Origin of the sequence: Collimonas pratensis (genome assembly GCF_001584185.1) — a bacterium.
GTDB classification, from domain to species: Bacteria; Pseudomonadota; Gammaproteobacteria; order Burkholderiales; family Burkholderiaceae_D; genus Collimonas; species Collimonas pratensis.
The window spans coordinates 1196439-1212482 of the sequence record NZ_CP013234.1; the positions used below are offsets into that span (position 1 = coordinate 1196439).

At 59.4% G+C, this 16044-nt stretch carries 15 protein-coding genes; 6 read left to right on the forward strand and 9 right to left on the reverse strand.

The features are described from left to right. The 8 genes from rng to CPter91_RS05420 form a co-directional block, all read right to left on the reverse strand. Nucleotides 1–1464 (reverse strand): ribonuclease G, encoded by a 1464-nt coding sequence (rng, locus tag CPter91_RS05385; protein ID WP_061937948.1) that lies wholly within the window; start codon nt 1462–1464, stop codon nt 1–3. After that, entirely contained in the window at nt 1461–2081 is a 621-nt protein-coding gene (locus tag CPter91_RS05390; RefSeq protein WP_061937951.1) for a Maf family protein, read from the reverse strand. Before CPter91_RS05390 ends, rng begins: the two co-directional genes overlap by 4 nt. A gap of 96 nt (nt 2082–2177) precedes the next feature. Beyond that, entirely contained in the window at nt 2178–2648 is a 471-nt protein-coding gene (gene rlmH / locus CPter91_RS05395) for a 23S rRNA (pseudouridine(1915)-N(3))-methyltransferase RlmH (RefSeq protein ID WP_061937954.1), read from the reverse strand. 24 nt (nt 2649–2672) lie between these two features. Further along, nucleotides 2673–3302, reverse strand: a complete 630-nt coding sequence (gene rsfS, locus CPter91_RS05400; protein WP_061937957.1) for a ribosome silencing factor — start codon at nt 3300–3302, stop codon at nt 2673–2675. Then, nucleotides 3303–3977, reverse strand: a complete 675-nt coding sequence (locus CPter91_RS05405; protein WP_061937962.1) for a nicotinate-nucleotide adenylyltransferase — start codon at nt 3975–3977, stop codon at nt 3303–3305. A 14-nt stretch (nt 3978–3991) separates the two neighbouring features. Beyond that, nucleotides 3992–4921: an oxygen-dependent coproporphyrinogen oxidase gene (hemF, locus tag CPter91_RS05410; RefSeq protein ID WP_061937966.1), complete on the reverse strand. Its 930-nt coding sequence runs from the start codon at nt 4919–4921 to the stop codon at nt 3992–3994. 154 nt (nt 4922–5075) lie between these two features. After that, the gene (gene purD, locus CPter91_RS05415) at nt 5076–6350 is read right to left on the reverse strand and encodes a phosphoribosylamine--glycine ligase (protein ID WP_061937969.1); all 1275 of its coding nucleotides are present in this window, start codon (nt 6348–6350) and stop codon (nt 5076–5078) included. Between the two features lie 26 nt (nt 6351–6376). Continuing rightward, nucleotides 6377–7102, reverse strand: a complete 726-nt coding sequence (locus CPter91_RS05420) for a YebC/PmpR family DNA-binding transcriptional regulator (protein WP_061937972.1) — start codon at nt 7100–7102, stop codon at nt 6377–6379. A 91-nt stretch (nt 7103–7193) separates the two neighbouring features. Between CPter91_RS05420 and CPter91_RS05425 the strand changes: the two genes are divergently transcribed. The 4 genes from CPter91_RS05425 to CPter91_RS05440 all read left to right on the forward strand — a co-directional run bounded on the left by CPter91_RS05425 (nt 7194) and on the right by CPter91_RS05440 (nt 10980). Continuing rightward, nucleotides 7194–8684 carry a helicase HerA-like C-terminal domain-containing protein gene (locus CPter91_RS05425; protein ID WP_061937975.1) on the forward strand — a complete coding sequence of 497 codons (1491 nt, stop codon included), beginning with the start codon at nt 7194–7196 and terminating at the stop codon, nt 8682–8684. A gap of 131 nt (nt 8685–8815) precedes the next feature. Beyond that, nucleotides 8816–9727: a DMT family transporter gene (locus CPter91_RS05430; protein ID WP_061937978.1), complete on the forward strand. Its 912-nt coding sequence runs from the start codon at nt 8816–8818 to the stop codon at nt 9725–9727. Between the two features lie 97 nt (nt 9728–9824). Further along, on the forward strand, nt 9825–10799 hold the full coding sequence (locus tag CPter91_RS05435; protein WP_061937981.1) for a quinone oxidoreductase family protein: 975 nt from the start codon (nt 9825–9827) through the stop codon (nt 10797–10799). Between the two features lies 1 nt (nt 10800). After that, the gene (locus CPter91_RS05440; protein ID WP_061937984.1) at nt 10801–10980 is read left to right on the forward strand and encodes a hypothetical protein; all 180 of its coding nucleotides are present in this window, start codon (nt 10801–10803) and stop codon (nt 10978–10980) included. 115 nt (nt 10981–11095) lie between these two features. On the opposite strand, the gene CPter91_RS05445 is transcribed toward CPter91_RS05440, so the two are convergent. Continuing rightward, a complete protein-coding gene (locus CPter91_RS05445; RefSeq protein ID WP_061937987.1) occupies nt 11096–11749 on the reverse strand; it encodes a DUF4136 domain-containing protein in 654 nt (217 codons plus the stop codon). Nucleotides 11750–12260: 511 nt separating this feature from the next. Here CPter91_RS05445 and pepN point away from each other — a divergent pair. Then, nucleotides 12261–14972 (forward strand): aminopeptidase N, encoded by a 2712-nt coding sequence (pepN, locus tag CPter91_RS05450; protein ID WP_061937990.1) that lies wholly within the window; start codon nt 12261–12263, stop codon nt 14970–14972. A 69-nt stretch (nt 14973–15041) separates the two neighbouring features. Further along, entirely contained in the window at nt 15042–16043 is a 1002-nt protein-coding gene (locus CPter91_RS05455) for a class 1 fructose-bisphosphatase (RefSeq protein WP_061937993.1), read from the forward strand. Nucleotide 16044: the final 1 nt, after the last annotated feature.

A 16044-nucleotide genomic window follows, 5' to 3' on the forward strand; every position in this document is an offset into this window, starting at 1 on the left:
TTACATAAGAATGATGTCGTACTGTTCCTGCGGATAAACCGTTTCCACCTGCAAGGAAATCGGCTTACGGATGAAGTCGCCCAGCATCGCCAGATGTTGCGATTCTTCTTCCAGGAACATGTCGACCACCACCTGCGATGCCAGGATACGGAATTCGCGCGGGTTGAACTGTTTGGCTTCGCGCAGCACTTCGCGCAGGATTTCGTAGCAGATGGTGCGCGCGGTCTTGACCTGGCCTTTGCCGTTGCAGGCGGGGCAGGGCTCGCACAGGATGTGCGCGAGCGATTCGCGGGTGCGCTTGCGCGTCATTTCCACTAAGCCCAGCGCTGAGAATTCCGATACCGATTTCTTGGTGCGGTCGCGCAGCAGTGCCTTGTGCAGTTCGGCTAACACGGCGCTCTTGTGCTCGCCGTTCTCCATATCGATGAAATCGAGAATGATGATACCGCCCAGGTTGCGCAGGCGCAGCTGGCGCGCGATCGCATGCGCCGCTTCCAGGTTGGTTTTGAAGATCGTGTCGTCGAAATTGCGGCCGTTGACGAAGCTGCCGGTATTGACGTCGATGGTGGTCATGGCTTCGGTCTGGTCGACAATCAGGTAGCCGCCCGACTTGAGCGGCACGCGGCGGCTCAGGGCTTCCAGGATTTCTTCTTCCACGCCGTAGAGGTCGAACAGAGGACGCTCGCCGGTGTAATGCATCAGCCGCTCGGTCACCGAGGGCGTGTAGCTGGCGGCGAATTCCTGCAGCTTCTGGAAATTCTCGCGCGAATCGACCTGGATGGTGGTGGTTTCGTCGTTGACGAAATCGCGCAGCACCCGCTGCGCCAGGCTCAAGTCCTGATGCAGCAAGGTCGGCGCCGGCTTGGTCTTGGTCAGCAGCGTGATCGAGGACCAGGTCTTGCGCAGGTATTCGATATCCATCTGCAGGTCCGCGTCCGGCGCTTCCTCGGCCATGGTGCGGATGATGAAGCCGCCTTTTTCTTCCGGCGGCAGCAGTTTTTGTACTTTATTTTTCAGCAGCTCGCGTTCAGCCTCGTTCTCGATGCGCTGCGAAATGCCGATGTGGCGATCCTGCGGCAGATACACCAGCATGCGGCCGGCGATCGAGATTTGAGTCGAGAGCCGGGCGCCCTTGGTGCCGATAGGATCCTTGACCACCTGCACGGTCAGCGACTGACCGTCGAACAAAAGCTTTTCAATCGGCGTCTGCTGCGCCGCCTGGCCGTCGTGGGCGCGGGTTTCCCAGATGTCTGCCACGTGCAGGAAGGCAGCGCGCTCGAGGCCGATATCGATGAATGCCGATTGCATGCCGGGCAGCACGCGCACCACCTTGCCCAGGTAGATATTGCCGGCCAGGCCGCGCGACAAGGTGCGCTCGATGTGCAATTCTTGTACCGCACCCTGGAAAATCAGGGCAACGCGGGTTTCCTGCGGCGTGATGTTGACGAGGATGTCTTCGCTCATAAAATGCGGATGCCTGCCTGTTGAAGTAATTGTGCGGTTTCGAATAGCGGCAATCCCATGATGCCGGAATGGCTGCCGCGTATGCTTTCGATGAAAATTGCTGCCGGCCCCTGGATGCCATACCCGCCCGCCTTGTCATAAGGCTCGCTGGTATCGCAGTAGGCGTTGATCATGGCAGCGCTCAGGCTTTGGAATAAGACATCGGAAACTTGTGTGAGTTGCCAGGATTGTTCTTGATGGATGACGGCGACGCTGGTGAGCACCTGGTGCGTGCGTCCGGACAGCATTTGCAGCATCTCGGTCGCCTCGCGCTTATTGGCTGGCTTGCCGAGGATCAGGCCGTCGATCGTGACGGTCGTGTCGGCCGCCAGGATAGGTCGCGCCGGCAGGCTGCGCCAGACCATCATCTGATGCGCCGCGCGGGCTTTTTCCATGGTGACCCGGGCGACATAGTGCTGCGGCAATTCGTCCGGCAAGACATCTTCGCTGACGTCGGGGCCGCGCGGTGTTTGATCGCGCAGCAGCAGCAACTCAAAGACTACACCGATCTGGCGCAGCAGCTCGCGCCGGCGCGGGCTTTTCGAAGCAAGATAGATTTTCTGGTAAGGGTTTTTCATTGCTGGGTGGCATGCGTCGTATTTCCAGCGATTATTACAGAGTTACGCACTTGACGGGGTTGTTTTGGGGGTGTATTCGCGCTCGCCAGGAGGCGGTCAGACGCGATGATATGGATGGTTCTGGGTAATCGACCAGGCACGATAGAGCTGTTCCGCCAGCAGCACCCGCACCATGCCGTGCGGCAGCGTCAGGCTGGAAATGCGCAGCAGGCTGTCGGCCTTGGCCTTGAATTCTGGATCGAGGCCGTCGGCGCCGCCGATGATGAAGGCAACGTCGCGGCCGTCGCGCTGCCATTGGGTCAGTTGCTGCGACAGCTGGACGCTGGTGAGGTCTTTGCCGCGCTCGTCGAGAGCGACGATGCGCACGCCTTTCGGCAGCACCGCCTCAATCCGGCTGCGCTCCAGCGCCATGGCGGAAGCGGCCGTGTGGCTGCCGGAACGTTCGACGGGTTTGATTTCCTTGAGGACGATGCGGCAATCCGGCGGCATGCGTTTCGCATACTCGCCGAAGCCGGTTTCGATCCATGCCGGCATTTTGTGGCCGACCGCAGCGATGATGAGCTGCATTGCTGGGGCTGTTCCTGCAGCAGCTTATTCAGCTGCCTTGGTTTTTGCCGGCGCGCGCTTGACGGCTGGCTTCTTGGCCGGAGCCTTCTTCGGAGCGGCAGCCTTTTTCGGCGGCACCGAACTCTTCGACGGAGCTACCTTGATGGTCTTGCCGACGGCCTTCTTGGCGCCATCGGTCTTGACCGGCTTCTTGCGCGCAGGCGCTTTCTTCGGCGTTTCTTCTTCTGCCTTCAATGCTTGCGAAGTAGTCAGGTGGCGCGAAACCTTCTTCGGCGCTGCTTCTTCAGCTGCAGTCTGGGTGGAAAGCCGTTTGGCAGCGCCGAACTTGACTTCCTTATCGCCCCAGATTTCTTCCAGGCGGTAATAAGCGCGGATTGCCGGCTGCATGATGTGGACCACCATGTCGCCCATGTCGACCAGCACCCATTCGCCAGTGTCTTCGCCTTCAACGCTGAGAATGTTGCCGCCGTTTTCCTTGACCTTGTCGCGCACCGAAGCGGCCAGCGCCTTGGTCTGGCGGTTGGAAGTGCCGGAGGCGATCGCGATGCGGTCGAACAGGCCGGTCAGGTGGACCGTGTCGTAGACGCGAATGTCTTGGGCTTTGACGTCTTCGAGGGCATCGATGACGAGACTTTGTAGTTTTTTGATATCCATTTAATTCTTATAGAGATGATGTTGTTCAATATAGTCCAGTACTGCGGCCGGGACCAGCGTGTCGGGTCTTTTTGCGTTGTGCAGCGCGGCACGAATTTCTGTTGCCGAAATGTCTACAGCCAGATTCCTTGCCAGATAGGTCAAGCCATGCGCACTCTGGCGTATCTGTTCCGGGGTGGCGGCGCGGCGTGTAAATTCGCGCGTGACCTCGGCTGGCACCTGCGACGCATCCATGGCAAAACCAGGGCGCGAAGCCACGCCCAGATGGGCATAGTCAAACAGGCGATCCCAGCCCTGCCAGGTATTCAGGTGCTGCAACTGGTCTGCGCCCATCAGGAAAACGATAGACGCCTGCGGCCCAAGTTCGGCCCGTAATGCTTGCAATGTATCAATAGTATACGTTGCTGTCTTGCGCTCGATTTCCTGGCGGTCGATGACCAGCGGCACGTTTTGCTGGCTGAAGGCACGCTTCACCATCTCGACCCGTTGCTCCGGACTGGCTTCCAGCCCATGTTTTTGCCAAGGGTTGCCGGCAGGAATTACCCGCAACTCGTCTGGCGCCAGCAAGGTGACAAAATATTTCGCTAGCGCCACATGGCCATTGTGGACCGGATCGAAACTACCGCCGAGAACTGCTACGCACTGCCTGGAGCGTGGAGAATGATTGGATGTCATTGCGGACTTGCTTATCAAACCCACTCGCGATGGATCAGGAAATCGGAATATAAACGGGCTTCCGGGCTTCCTGCCGCGGGTTGCCAGTTGTAGCGCCACTTGACCACGGGCGGCATCGACATCAGGATAGACTCGGTGCGTCCCCCGGATTGCAGACCGAACAAAGTGCCGCGATCATACACTAAATTGAATTCAACATAGCGTCCGCGACGATATGCCTGGAAATCGCGCTCGTTTTCGCCATACGGCATGTCCTTGCGGCGCGCCAGGATCGGCGTGTACGCCGGGATGAAGGCATTGCCGACGCTTTGCATCATGGCGAAGCTCTGTTCGAAGCCTAAGGCGTTGAAATCGTCGAAGAAAATGCCGCCGACGCCGCGCGGTTCCTTGCGGTGCTTCAGGTAGAAATAGTCGTCACACCATTGCTTGAGGCGCGGATACAGCTGCTCGCCGGCGCTGTCAAACGGCGTCAGCGCATCGCGGCAGCTACGGTGAAAGTGTTCCACGTCTTCGCTGAAGCCGTAGTAGGGCGTCAGGTCGATGCCGCCGCCAAACCACCAGACCGGCTCCTTGCCTTCAGCACTGGCGATAAAGAAACGCACGTTCATGTGCACGGTCGGTGCGAACGGATTACGCGGATGCATCACCAGCGAGACGCCCATCGCTTCCCAGGTGCGGCCAGCCAGTTCCGGCCGGTTGGCGGCGGCGGAGGGCGGCAGGCTGCCGCCCATCACGTGGGAGAAGCCGACGCCGCCGCGTTCCAGCACGTTGCCTTCTTCGATGATGCGGGAAATTCCGCCGCCACCCTCGGCCCGTTGCCATTGATCGCTGCCGAAGGGTTTGCCGTCGATCTGTTCCAGGGCCGCCACAATACGCGCCTGCAGGTCGAGCAGATAGGACTTGACGGCGCTGGCCGGATTGTCGGGAGAGAGGTTGGAAGTCATCGTGCGGATCGGTGGTGTCAAAGGGTTTGCTGGTTTGCCAACGTCAAAAGCATAAACTGTTTAGTTAAATTGGGGCCAGGATTTTTCGCCGTGCATGACGAAAATCCTGGCCCCAACTGGGTTTGCTGCTGCCGCTGTCAGCCGCGAAGCTGGCTTAGCCGTGCTTTTTCAGTGCGCGCCAGCCGATATCGCGGCGGAACTGCGAACCGTCGAAATGAATCAGGTCGACCACGCCGTAGGCTTGTTTCTGCGCCATCCTGACGCTGTCGCCCAGGCCCACGACGCACAGCACGCGGCCGCCGGATGTGGTCAGGCGTTCGCCGTTCAGGGTGGTGCCGGCATGGAAGGTCACGGTATCGGCGTTCTCCGGCGGGATGCCTGAAATCAGGTCATCCTTGCGCGGTGCGTCCGGGTAGCCGGCGGCAGCCATCACCACGCCCAGCGCGGTGCGGCGGTCCCATTCCAGCTCGATGGTGTCGAGCGTGCCGTTGACGGCATGCTCCATCACCACCAGCAGATCAGTCTTGAGGCGCGCCATGATTGGCTGGGTTTCCGGATCGCCCATGCGGCAGTTGAATTCCAGCGTCTTCGGATTGCCTTTGTCGTCGATCATCAGGCCGGCGTACAGGAAGCCGCTGAACGGAATGCCGTCCTTGGCCATGCCTTGCACGGTCGGCGTGATGATTTCACGCATCACGCGCGCATGCAGCGCCGGGGTGACGATAGGCGCAGGCGAATACGCGCCCATGCCGCCGGTATTCGGTCCCTGGTCATCGTCCTTGAGGCGCTTGTGGTCCTGGCTGGTGGCCAGCGCCAGGATGTTCTTGCCATCCACCATGACGATGAAGCTGGCTTCTTCGCCGGCCAGGAATTCTTCGATCACCACGCGGGCGCCAGCATCGCCCAGGCGGTTATCGGACAGCATCATGTCGACCGCGCCATGCGCCTCTTCCAGGGTCATGGCTACTACCACGCCCTTGCCGGCGGCCAGGCCGTCTGCCTTGATGACGATAGGCGCGCCTTTTTGATCGATGTACTGATGCGCGGCGGCGACGTCGGAGAAGGTCTGGTATTCAGCGGTCGGGATGTGGTGCCGCTGCATGAAGGATTTGGCGAAATCCTTGGAGCTTTCCAGCTGCGCCGCTTCCCGTGTTGGGCCGAAAATCTTCAGGCCACGCGCGCGGAAAATGTTGACGATGCCGGCCGCCAGCGGGGTTTCCGGGCCAACCACGGTGAGTGCGATATGCTCGCTCTCGACGAAATCCGCCAGCGCCGCCGGATCGGTGATGTTGATGTTTTCCAGGCGCTGGTCGAGCGCCGTGCCACCATTGCCGGGCGCAACGAAGACCGTTTGTATGCGCGGGGATTGGGCGATTTTCCACGCCAGGGCATGCTCGCGGCCGCCAGAGCCCACTACCAGAATTTTCATATGAGTCCGTGTATCAGTCTTCAGTATTAATCTTCAATGACTGCGTTGCTATAGATTTCCTGCACATCGTCCAGGTTTTCCAGGGCGTCCAGCAATTTTTGCATCTTGATGGCGTCGTCGCCGGTAAACACGGTTTCAGTGGCCGGCTTCATGATGATTTCCGCCATTTCCGCCTTGAAGCCGGCCTTTTCCAGGGCCTGCTTCAGTGCGGCAAAGTCGTGCGGCCCGGAAATGACCTCGATACCGCCTTCTTCGTCGGTGATGACGTCTTCAGCGCCGGCTTCCAGCGCTGCTTCCATCAAGGCATCCTCGTTGGTGCCGGGCGCAAACAGCAACTGGCCGCAATGCTTGAACATGAAAGCCACCGAACCTTCAGTGCCCATGTTGCCGCCGAACTTGGAAAAAGCGTGGCGCACTTCGGCTACCGTACGGATTCTGTTGTCAGTCATGCAATCAACAATGATCGCCGCGCCGCTGATGCCATAGCCTTCGTAGCGCACTTCTTCATAGTTGACGCCGTCCAGGCTACCACTGCCGCGCTGGATGGCGCGGGTGACGTTATCCTTGGGCATGTTGGCGTCCGAGGCCTTGTCGACCGCGAGTCGCAAGCGCGGATTGGCGTCGATGTCGCCGCCGCCCATACGGGCTGCAACGGTAATTTCCTTGATCAATCGGGTCCAGATTTTGCCGCGCTTAGCATCGGTGGCGGCCTTCTTATGCTTAATATTGGCCCATTTGCTGTGTCCAGCCATGATGGTTCTTTCTTGCTCTAGTTAGCTATAATCAAAGCGCAATTTTACCATATTGGCCTTTCTTGAAATCCACTTCTGAGCCCGCGAAAACATGTCAAACCCTCTCCTGATAGCCAAAAATGCCCAGCATGACCTGATGCTCCTGCCGGCATTGGTGAACCGTCACGGCTGCATTACCGGCGCCACCGGCACCGGCAAGACCGTGACCCTGCAAGTGATCGCCCAGGCTTTGTCGGAGCGCGGCGTGCCGGTATTCATGGCCGACGTCAAGGGCGACCTGTCCGGCATGGCCAAGGCCGGCGCCGCTTCCGCCAAGATGACGCAGCGCTTGCAGACGCTCGGCATCGAGGAGCCGCAGTGGGCGGCCACGCCGGTGACATTCTGGGACGTCTACGGCCAGCAAGGCCATCCGGTGCGCGCCACCATTTCCGACATGGGACCGCTGCTGCTGGCGCGCATGCTCAATCTCAACGACACCCAGCAGGGCGTGCTGCAGCTGGTGTTCAAGATCGCTGACGACAATGGTTTGCTGCTGCTGGACCTGAAGGATCTGCGGGCCATGCTGCAGCATGTCGGCGACAACGCTGCCAGCTTCCAGACCGAATACGGCAATATTTCCGCCGCCAGCATCGGCGCCATCCAGCGCGGCCTGATCGGCATCGGCGAGCAGGGCGGCGAGCAGTTCTTCGGCGAACCCATGCTGAACATCGACGACCTGATCCAGACCGACGGCAATGGCAAGGGCGTGGTGAATATCCTGGCGGCAGACAAGCTGATGAACGCGCCACGCCTGTATTCCACCTTCTTGCTGTGGATGCTGTCGGAACTGTTCGAACATTTGCCGGAAGTCGGCGATCTCGATCAGCCCAAGCTGGTGTTCTTCTTTGATGAAGCGCATCTGCTGTTCAGCGAAGCGCCCAAGCCCTTGCTGCAAAAAATCGAGCAAGTGGTGCGCCTGATCCGCTCGAAAGGCGTCGGCGTTTTCTTCGTCACGCAAAATCCGCTGGACATTCCCGACACCGTGCTGGGCCAGCTCGGCAACCGCGTGCAGCATGCGCTGCGCGCCTATACGCCGCGCGACCAGAAGGCGGTGCAGGCGGCGGCCGACACCTTCCGCGCCAATCCGGCCTTGAATACCGCGGAAGTGATCAGCGAGCTTGGCGTCGGCGAAGCGCTGGTGTCTTTCCTGGACGAGAAGGGCCGTCCGACGATTGTGGAACGCGCTTACATCTTGCCGCCGGCATCGCAGATCGGGCCGATCACGGATGAGGAACGCAAGCAGCTGATGACGACGTCGATCGTCGCCGGCGTCTACGAAAACGCGGTCGACCGCGAATCCGCCTACGAGAAACTGAAAGGCCGCAGCGCTCCGGCGCCTACGGTCAAAGACGGCGCGGATTCCTCCATCGGCGCCACCGTCAGTTCCTGGGGCAGTGCCCTGGGCGGCTTGCTCGGCGGTAGTTCCGGACGCAAGGACAGCGTGGTGCAGGCGGTAGTGAAATCGGCCGCGCGCACCATCGGTTCGCAAGTCGGACGCGAGCTGATCCGCGGCGTGCTGGGTTCTTTGCTGAAGAAAAAATAGCTCTTTTCCATCTGCGTTGCCGGCAATCGGTGCTTGCCTGAACAGGAGAAAATGGCCTGGCCGTTTTCTCCATCCGTTCCCTTGGCAACGCGATCTTCACATACCCATTACAATTCCATCATGAGCATTTAATGAGCAGCAAATTACCGGCGGTCGATCGCCAGCTTTTTCTTGGCGGCCTGGCAATTGCCGTCGTCGGCGCGATTCTGTTTTCAGCCAAGGCGATAGTCGCCAAGCTGATCTATCGTTACCCGGTCGATGCGGTATTGCTGATCACCTTCCGCATGCTGTTCGCGCTGCCTTTGTTTGCCGCGGTGGCAGTGTGGAAGGCGCGCAGCGAAGCACCGCTGTCGAGGCGCGACCGCATGCGGATCGTGGTGCTGGGCTTGATCGGTTACTACCTGTCGAGTTTTCTCGATTTTCTCGGCTTGCAGTATATTTCGGCCGGGCTGGAACGCTTGATACTGTTTTTGACGCCGTCTTTCGTGCTGCTGATGTCTTTCTTTTTTTATCGGCGCCGGGTGAGTTGGCTGGAGTGGGCGGCATTGCTGATTTCCTATCTGGGAACGGTGCTGGTGTTCTTGCATGACGTGCGCCTGGGCGGCGCCAATATCGGCCTTGGCAGTGTGCTGGTGCTGGGCGCGGCGATCAGCTATGCGCTCTACCTGATGCTGTCGGGCGAGCTGGTCAGCCGGGTCGGGGCGATGCGGCTGGTGGCGTATGCGATGTGTGTCTCGTGCGTTGCCTGCATCGTGCAGTTCCTGCTGTTGCGGCCGTGGCCTGTGCTGTTGCAGCAGTTGCCGCAAGTGTATGGCTTGTCGTTGATTAACGCCGTGTTTTGCACGGTGCTGCCGGTGTTCCTGACGATGATCGCGGTGGCCCGCATCGGGCCGGCGACGGCGGCGCAAGCGGGCATGGTGGGGCCGGTTTCGACTTTATTTTTGGGTGCTCTGATCCTGGCGGAGCCGATTACGGCGATCCAGCTGACAGGCACTTGTCTGGTGTTGGTGGGGATTTATCTGATCTCAAAGAAGAAGGCATAAAAAGGCACGATCAAGCCGGATCGGATAATGATTTTTTGCAGTTTCATGCAATGTTAAGCAGTAGCACAGAGAGCATCATTAGGAGGTGAAAGCAATCATGGTAAAAGCAATCAGGATATCGAAAACCGGCGGTCCCGAGGTCATGGAGTATGTCGACGTCGAAGTTGGCGATCCAGGCCCGGGCGAAGTCCGGATCCGGCACGCCGCCTGCGGCTTGAATTTTATTGACGTCTATTTCCGGACCGGCCTGTATCCGCAACCCTTGCCGGGTTTCTTGGGCCAGGAAGCGGCGGGCGTGATCGAGGCAGTCGGCGCCGGCGTGACGCATGTGAAAGTCGGCGACCGCGTGTCCTATGCGACCCGTCCGAACGGCGCCTATTCCGAAGCGCGCGTGATGCCCGCCGCGTTCCTGATCAAACTGCCTGATGCAATCAGCTTCGACACTGCGGCTGCCATGACCTTGCAAGGCCTGACCGCGCAATATCTGTTCCGCCGCACCTTTCCTTTGCGCGGCGGCGAAACCATCTTGTTCCACGCTGCCGCCGGCGGCGTTGGCCTGATCGCCAGCCAATGGGCGCGCGCGCTCGGCGTGACCATGATCGGCACCGTCAGTTCGGCTGAAAAAGCGGCGCTGGCGACGGCGGCCGGCTGTACCCATGTGATCAACTACAAGACCGAGAATTTTGTCGAGCGGGTGCGGGAAATTACCGGCGGCAAGGGCGTGCCGGTGGTGTACGACTCGATCGGCAAGGATACCTTCATCGGTTCGCTGGATTGCCTGGCGCCGCGCGGCACCATGGTCAGTTTCGGTAATGCGTCTGGCGCCGTGCCGCCGTTCAGCCTGAACGAACTGGCGTCGCGCGGTTCGCTCAGCATTACGCGGCCGTCGCTGCCGAGCTATGTCTCGACCCGCGCCGAGCTGGATGCTGCCGCCGCCGATCTGTTCCAGATGGTCGAGAGCAAAAAGATCACGATTGACATCAACCAGCGCTACGCCTTGAAAGACGTAGCGCAGGCGCATGCCGACCTGGAGGGGCGCAAGACCACCGGTTCCACCATCCTGGTTCCCTGAGATGAACGATCCTTTGAAAGAGCAGCCGCAGGCTGAGCTGGAGAATCCGATGCATCATCCTGACGAACAACCGAGCGGCAGCGAGGGTTCGCCCAAATTCGGCCGTTTGCTGATCGTGCTGGTGCTGGTGGTCATACTGATCGGTTTCATCACCTTTGCCAGCGAATGGTTTTATAGCTGAATCTCTCCGCTGCATAAAAAAAACGGCCTGTGACTCCGCTTGGGCGGGAGCACAGGCCGTTTTTTTGTGACCGGCTACTTTTATTGCCGGCGTTTCAGCCGGGGTTACTGGTGATTCACTGCTGGTCTTCCACCTTCAGCTTGACCACGTGCGGCACGCCGCTCTTGCCCGGGAAATCGCTAAAGGCGCTACGCACCAGATACGGCATCACGGCAGGCAGTGAGCCGATTTTCCCTTCGCTGCTGACGCTGACGTCATACAGTTTCTGACCACCGGCGGCGCGCGTGATGGTGACATTCAGGCGGCGCAGGAACAGTTGAAAGTCATACTCGCGCTGGCCGATCACTTGCGGCCCATACCAGAACGGGTTGTAGAAAGGATCGTTGAAGCGCGGGCCATAGAATCCCGGGCCATAGAACCCTGGCCTTCCCCAGCCGTAGGGGCCATACCACATCGGATCGGCGACCACCGGTTCGACCACGTGGACATCGCGCGCGCTGATGTCATATTTCAGGGCCACCTTCAATTGTGCCGCGCCGCCATCTTGCTGTACAAATCCCAGGCGTTGCAATTCAGTGCGTACCAGGCCTTCGTAGTTGCGGTATTCCAGGTCGTTGTTCTGTGCTTCGCTGTGCTCGAATACGAAAGACTTGTTCGGCAAGTCTGCCGGCCACTCGTTAAACGCCGTGACATTGCTGCTGACAACGGTGGCGCAACCGCCAAGCAGCAATAACAGCGAGGCCAAACAGAGACTGATGATGCGTTTCATTGCGGTTCCTCTTCGTGGGGGGATGTGCAGTGCAATTCCGGGATTTGCCTGATAGACAAGGGCGGCAGCCGGCACATGGGACGAGCAGTCTTCTGGCTGGAGGCTGAAAGAGCAGCTTGATGACATCATTTTAGCCAAGTCTTGATAGTGCTGCTCTATCGCATTGTCACGATCTGTAACTTGCGGGCCTATTTTTCTTCGGGCCGATGACAAGCTAATTTTATAGCAACTTCTATTACCTATCATTATATTGTCTAATTAATACTTGTTGTTTGGCGATGCCGCGGTATATATGCCTCAAATTGGATGATGCTTTGCGCTTTGATTGGTAGAATCACTGTCTGCCCGAATTATTAACACTGTTTAAGACTGACCAGCACGTCATTAAGCAAGCCGCTGGGTTATCGCCCATGCGGACTGCTTAGTTGCAGACTTTGCCGACTGTCGTTACCAACCATAGTTGTCAACCGAATTTACCGTCATTCACCCGTCACCTTAGCGACCATCTCCTATGCGCACCGATACTTCCGTCACGCCTCCAACCATCCATCGTAAGGATTACACTGTTCCCGCCTTCCTGGTCGACACCGTCGACATGGGCTTCGATCTCGATCCGGCCGCTACCCGCATTGCCACCCGCATCACGATGCGCCGCAATCCGGTCAGTGCCAGCAAGGAAATCGTGCTGTTCGGAGAAGGGCTGGAACTGGTGCAGCTGCGCCTCAACGGCAAGCAACTGAAAGCCAGCCAGTACCATCTTGAAGGCGGCAAGCTGCGGATTCCATCCGCGCCCGCCAAGGTCGTACTGGAAATTGAAACACTGACCAGCCCGGAAAAGAATACCTCGCTGATGGGTTTGTACGTTTCCAACGGCAATTTCTTCACCCAGTGCGAGGCTGAAGGCTTCCGCAAGATCACCTATTTCCCGGACCGTCCGGATGTCATGGCCAAGTACACCGTCATGCTGCGCGCCGACAAGAAAAAATACCCGGTGCTGCTGTCGAACGGTAACCTGATCGAAGAGGGCAGTCTGCCTGACGGCCGCCACTATGCCAAGTGGGAAGACCCGTTCAAGAAGCCGTCCTACCTGTTCGCGCTGGTGGCCGGCAACCTGGTGTGCCAGGAAGAAAAATACAAGCTCAAGTCCGGCCGCGAAGTCTTGCTGCAAGTGTGGGTCGAAGAAGGCAACCTGGACAAGACCCAGCACGCCATGGATTCCCTGATCAACAGTATCCGCTGGGATGAAGAACGCTTCGGCCTGGAGCTGGACCTGGACCGCTTCATGATCGTCGCCGTCGGCGATTTCAACATGGGGGCGATGGAAAACAAGGGCCTGAACATTTTCAACACCAAGTACGTCCTGGCCAATCCGCGCATCGCCACCGATGTCGACTACGCCAATATCGAGGCCGTGGTCGGTCATGAATACTTCCACAACTGGACCGGCAACCGCGTCACCTGCCGCGACTGGTTCCAGCTGTCCCTGAAGGAAGGCCTGACGGTCTTCCGCGACCAGGAATTCTCGGCCGATATGGTCGGCACCGACAGCGGCCGCGCCGTCAAGCGCATCGACGATGTACGCGTCCTGCGCCAGGCACAGTTTCCGGAGGATGCAGGTCCAATGGCGCACTCGGTGCGTCCGGATTCCTACGTCGAAATCAATAATTTCTACACGGTCACGATCTACGAAAAAGGCGCCGAAGTGGTGCGCATGTACCAGACCTTGTTTGGCCGCGACGGCTTCCGCAAAGGCATGGACCTGTACTTCGAACGCCACGACGGCCAGGCAGTCGAGTGCGACGATTTCCGCGCCGCCATGGTCGATGCCAACGGCCGCGACCTGAGCCAGTTCGAGCGCTGGTATAGCCAAGCCGGCACGCCGCGCCTGCAGGCGCAGGGCAAGTTTGACGCTGTCAAGAAGACGTATGAACTGACGCTATCGCAGAGCTGCGCGCCTACGCCGGGGCAGAACAAGAAACTGCCGTTCCATATCCCGGTCGCGGTCGGCTTGCTCGACAGCAGTGGCAAGGATATGGCGCTGCGCTTGAGTACCGACGGCAAAGGCAAGGCCGGCAGCGAGACTACCCGCGTGCTGGAACTGACCAAGGCGCAGCAGGTTTTCCGTTTTGTCGATGTCGCCGAACAGCCGGTGCCGTCCATCCTGCGTAATTTCTCCGCGCCGGTGGTGCTGGATGTCGAGTACAGCGACGCCGAGCTGGCTTTCCTGCTGGCGCACGACAGCGATGCCTTCAACCGCTGGGAAGCGGGGCAACGCCTGGCGACCCGCAGCCTGCTGGCATTGACTGCAGCGGTGCAGGAAGCAGCGCAGGCTGGTCACGTGGTGGCGTTGGAAGAAGTCATGAACCATGCCGCCTCCAACAGCGCGGCGCTGGGCCAGGCGCTCGGCCTGATCCTGAATGACGGCACACTGGACGCTGCTTTCCGTGAGCAAGCGCTGACGCTGCCGTCGGAAGCGCTGCTGGCAGAACAGACTGAGGTCATCGATCCGCAAGCGATCCACAGCGCACGTCAATACCTGCGCGGCAAACTGGGTGCAGCGCTCAAGGACGACCTGCTGGCCGCTTATCACGCCAGCCAGACGCCCGGCGACTACAGTCCGGACGCCGATGCCGCAGGCAAGCGCGCCTTGAAGAACGTCGCCTTGTCGTACCTGATCCAGGCTGACGACGCGGCCGCGCATGAGTTGGCGCAGCAGCAGTACGACAGCGCCAACAACATGACTGACCGTCTGGCCGCATTGGTGGCTCTGACTAACAGCAGTGCCCCGGGCAAGGCTGCAGCGCTGGAAAAGTTTTACCAGGACTTCGAACAGGAAGCGCTGGTGATCGACAAGTGGTTTGCCCTGCAAGCCATGGCCTATACCGCAGACGTCGCCACCATCCGCGCCCTAGCCGAGCATCCTGCCTTCACGCTGAAAAACCCGAACCGCGCGCGCAGCCTGATCTTCAGTTTCTGCAGCGGCAATCCGGCCAGTTTCCATGCGGCCGACGGCAGCGGCTACGAGTTCTGGGCCGACCAGGTCATCGCACTTAACGGCGTCAATCCGCAAGTGGCTTCGCGACTGGCGCGCAGCATGGACCGCTGGCGCAAATATGCGCCTGCGCTGCAGGAAAAAATGCGCAGCGCCCTGCAACGGGTAGCGGCAGCGCCAAACTTATCGAAGGATGTACTGGAAGTGATTGGCAAGGCATTAGCCAATTGATTTTGGCCGCTTCGCCGCCGTGGCATGCACCATCGCGGCGGTGAACGGCTACAACGAAGAAAGAGCAATATGAAACGTATCAGTCTTACGCAGCACCTGATCGAGCAACAGCGTTTGCACAACAGTATCCCGGCCGAACTGCGCCTGCTGATCGAAGTAGTGGGCCGTGCCTGCAAAACCATCAGCCACGCAGTGGGCAAGGGCGCGCTGGGCGAAGTCCTGGGCAGCGCCGACAGCGAAAACGTGCAGGGCGAAGTACAGAAGAAGCTGGATATCATTTCCAATGAAATCCTGCTGGAAGCGAATGAGTGGGGCGGCCACCTGGCGGCGATGGCGTCGGAAGAAATGGAATCCATCCATCCGATTCCCAACCGCTATCCGCAAGGCGAATACATGCTGCTGTTCGATCCGCTCGACGGCTCCAGCAACATTGACGTCAATGTTTCCATCGGCACCATTTTCTCGGTGTTGAAAGCGCCTGAAGGCATGAGTACGCCGACCGAGCAGGATTTCATGCAATCCGGCCGCAAGCAGGTTGCAGCCGGCTATGCCGTCTACGGTCCGCAAACCATGCTGGTGCTGACCACCGGCAACGGCGTCCATTGTTTTACCCTGGACCGCGAGATGGGTTCCTGGGTGCTGACCCAGCGCGATATGCAGATCCCGGCCGAGACCAAGGAATTTGCCATCAACGCCTCCAACGCCCGCCATTGGCATGCGCCGGTGACGCGCTATGTCAACGAGATGCTGGCCGGCAGCACCGGTCCGCGCCAGAAGGATTTCAACATGCGCTGGATCGCCTCGATGGTGGCGGACGTCCATCGCATCCTGAACCGCGGCGGCATTTTCATGTATCCGGCCGATGCGCGTGAACCGGACAAGCCAGGCAAGCTGCGCCTGATGTATGAAGCCAATCCGATGGCCTTCATCGTTGAGCAGGCCGGCGGTGCTGCTACCGACGGCAAGCAGGCCATCATGGATATCCAGCCGGAGAAGCTGCACCAGCGCGTGCCGGTGTTCCTCGGTTCCAAAAGCGAAGTGGAACTGGTGACGCGCTATCACCAGGAGTAGG

Coding starts and splice junctions, on each gene's coding strand:
- CPter91_RS05430 (WP_061937978.1), top strand. CDS start 8,816: ATGAGCAGCAAATTACCGGCGGTCGATCGCCAGCTTTTTCTTGGCGGC.
- rsfS (WP_061937957.1), bottom strand. CDS start 3,302: ATGGATATCAAAAAACTACAAAGTCTCGTCATCGATGCCCTCGAAGAC.
- purD (WP_061937969.1), bottom strand. CDS start 6,350: ATGAAAATTCTGGTAGTGGGCTCTGGCGGCCGCGAGCATGCCCTGGCG.
- CPter91_RS05420 (WP_061937972.1), bottom strand. CDS start 7,102: ATGGCTGGACACAGCAAATGGGCCAATATTAAGCATAAGAAGGCCGCC.
- CPter91_RS05390 (WP_061937951.1), bottom strand. CDS start 2,081: ATGAAAAACCCTTACCAGAAAATCTATCTTGCTTCGAAAAGCCCGCGC.
- CPter91_RS05445 (WP_061937987.1), bottom strand. CDS start 11,749: ATGAAACGCATCATCAGTCTCTGTTTGGCCTCGCTGTTATTGCTGCTT.
- CPter91_RS05440 (WP_061937984.1), top strand. CDS start 10,801: ATGAACGATCCTTTGAAAGAGCAGCCGCAGGCTGAGCTGGAGAATCCG.
- hemF (WP_061937966.1), bottom strand. CDS start 4,921: ATGACTTCCAACCTCTCTCCCGACAATCCGGCCAGCGCCGTCAAGTCC.
- CPter91_RS05435 (WP_061937981.1), top strand. CDS start 9,825: ATGGTAAAAGCAATCAGGATATCGAAAACCGGCGGTCCCGAGGTCATG.
- rng (WP_061937948.1), bottom strand. CDS start 1,464: ATGAGCGAAGACATCCTCGTCAACATCACGCCGCAGGAAACCCGCGTT.
- CPter91_RS05455 (WP_061937993.1), top strand. CDS start 15,042: ATGAAACGTATCAGTCTTACGCAGCACCTGATCGAGCAACAGCGTTTG.
- CPter91_RS05405 (WP_061937962.1), bottom strand. CDS start 3,977: ATGACATCCAATCATTCTCCACGCTCCAGGCAGTGCGTAGCAGTTCTC.
- rlmH (WP_061937954.1), bottom strand. CDS start 2,648: ATGCAGCTCATCATCGCTGCGGTCGGCCACAAAATGCCGGCATGGATC.
- pepN (WP_061937990.1), top strand. CDS start 12,261: ATGCGCACCGATACTTCCGTCACGCCTCCAACCATCCATCGTAAGGAT.
- CPter91_RS05425 (WP_061937975.1), top strand. CDS start 7,194: ATGTCAAACCCTCTCCTGATAGCCAAAAATGCCCAGCATGACCTGATG.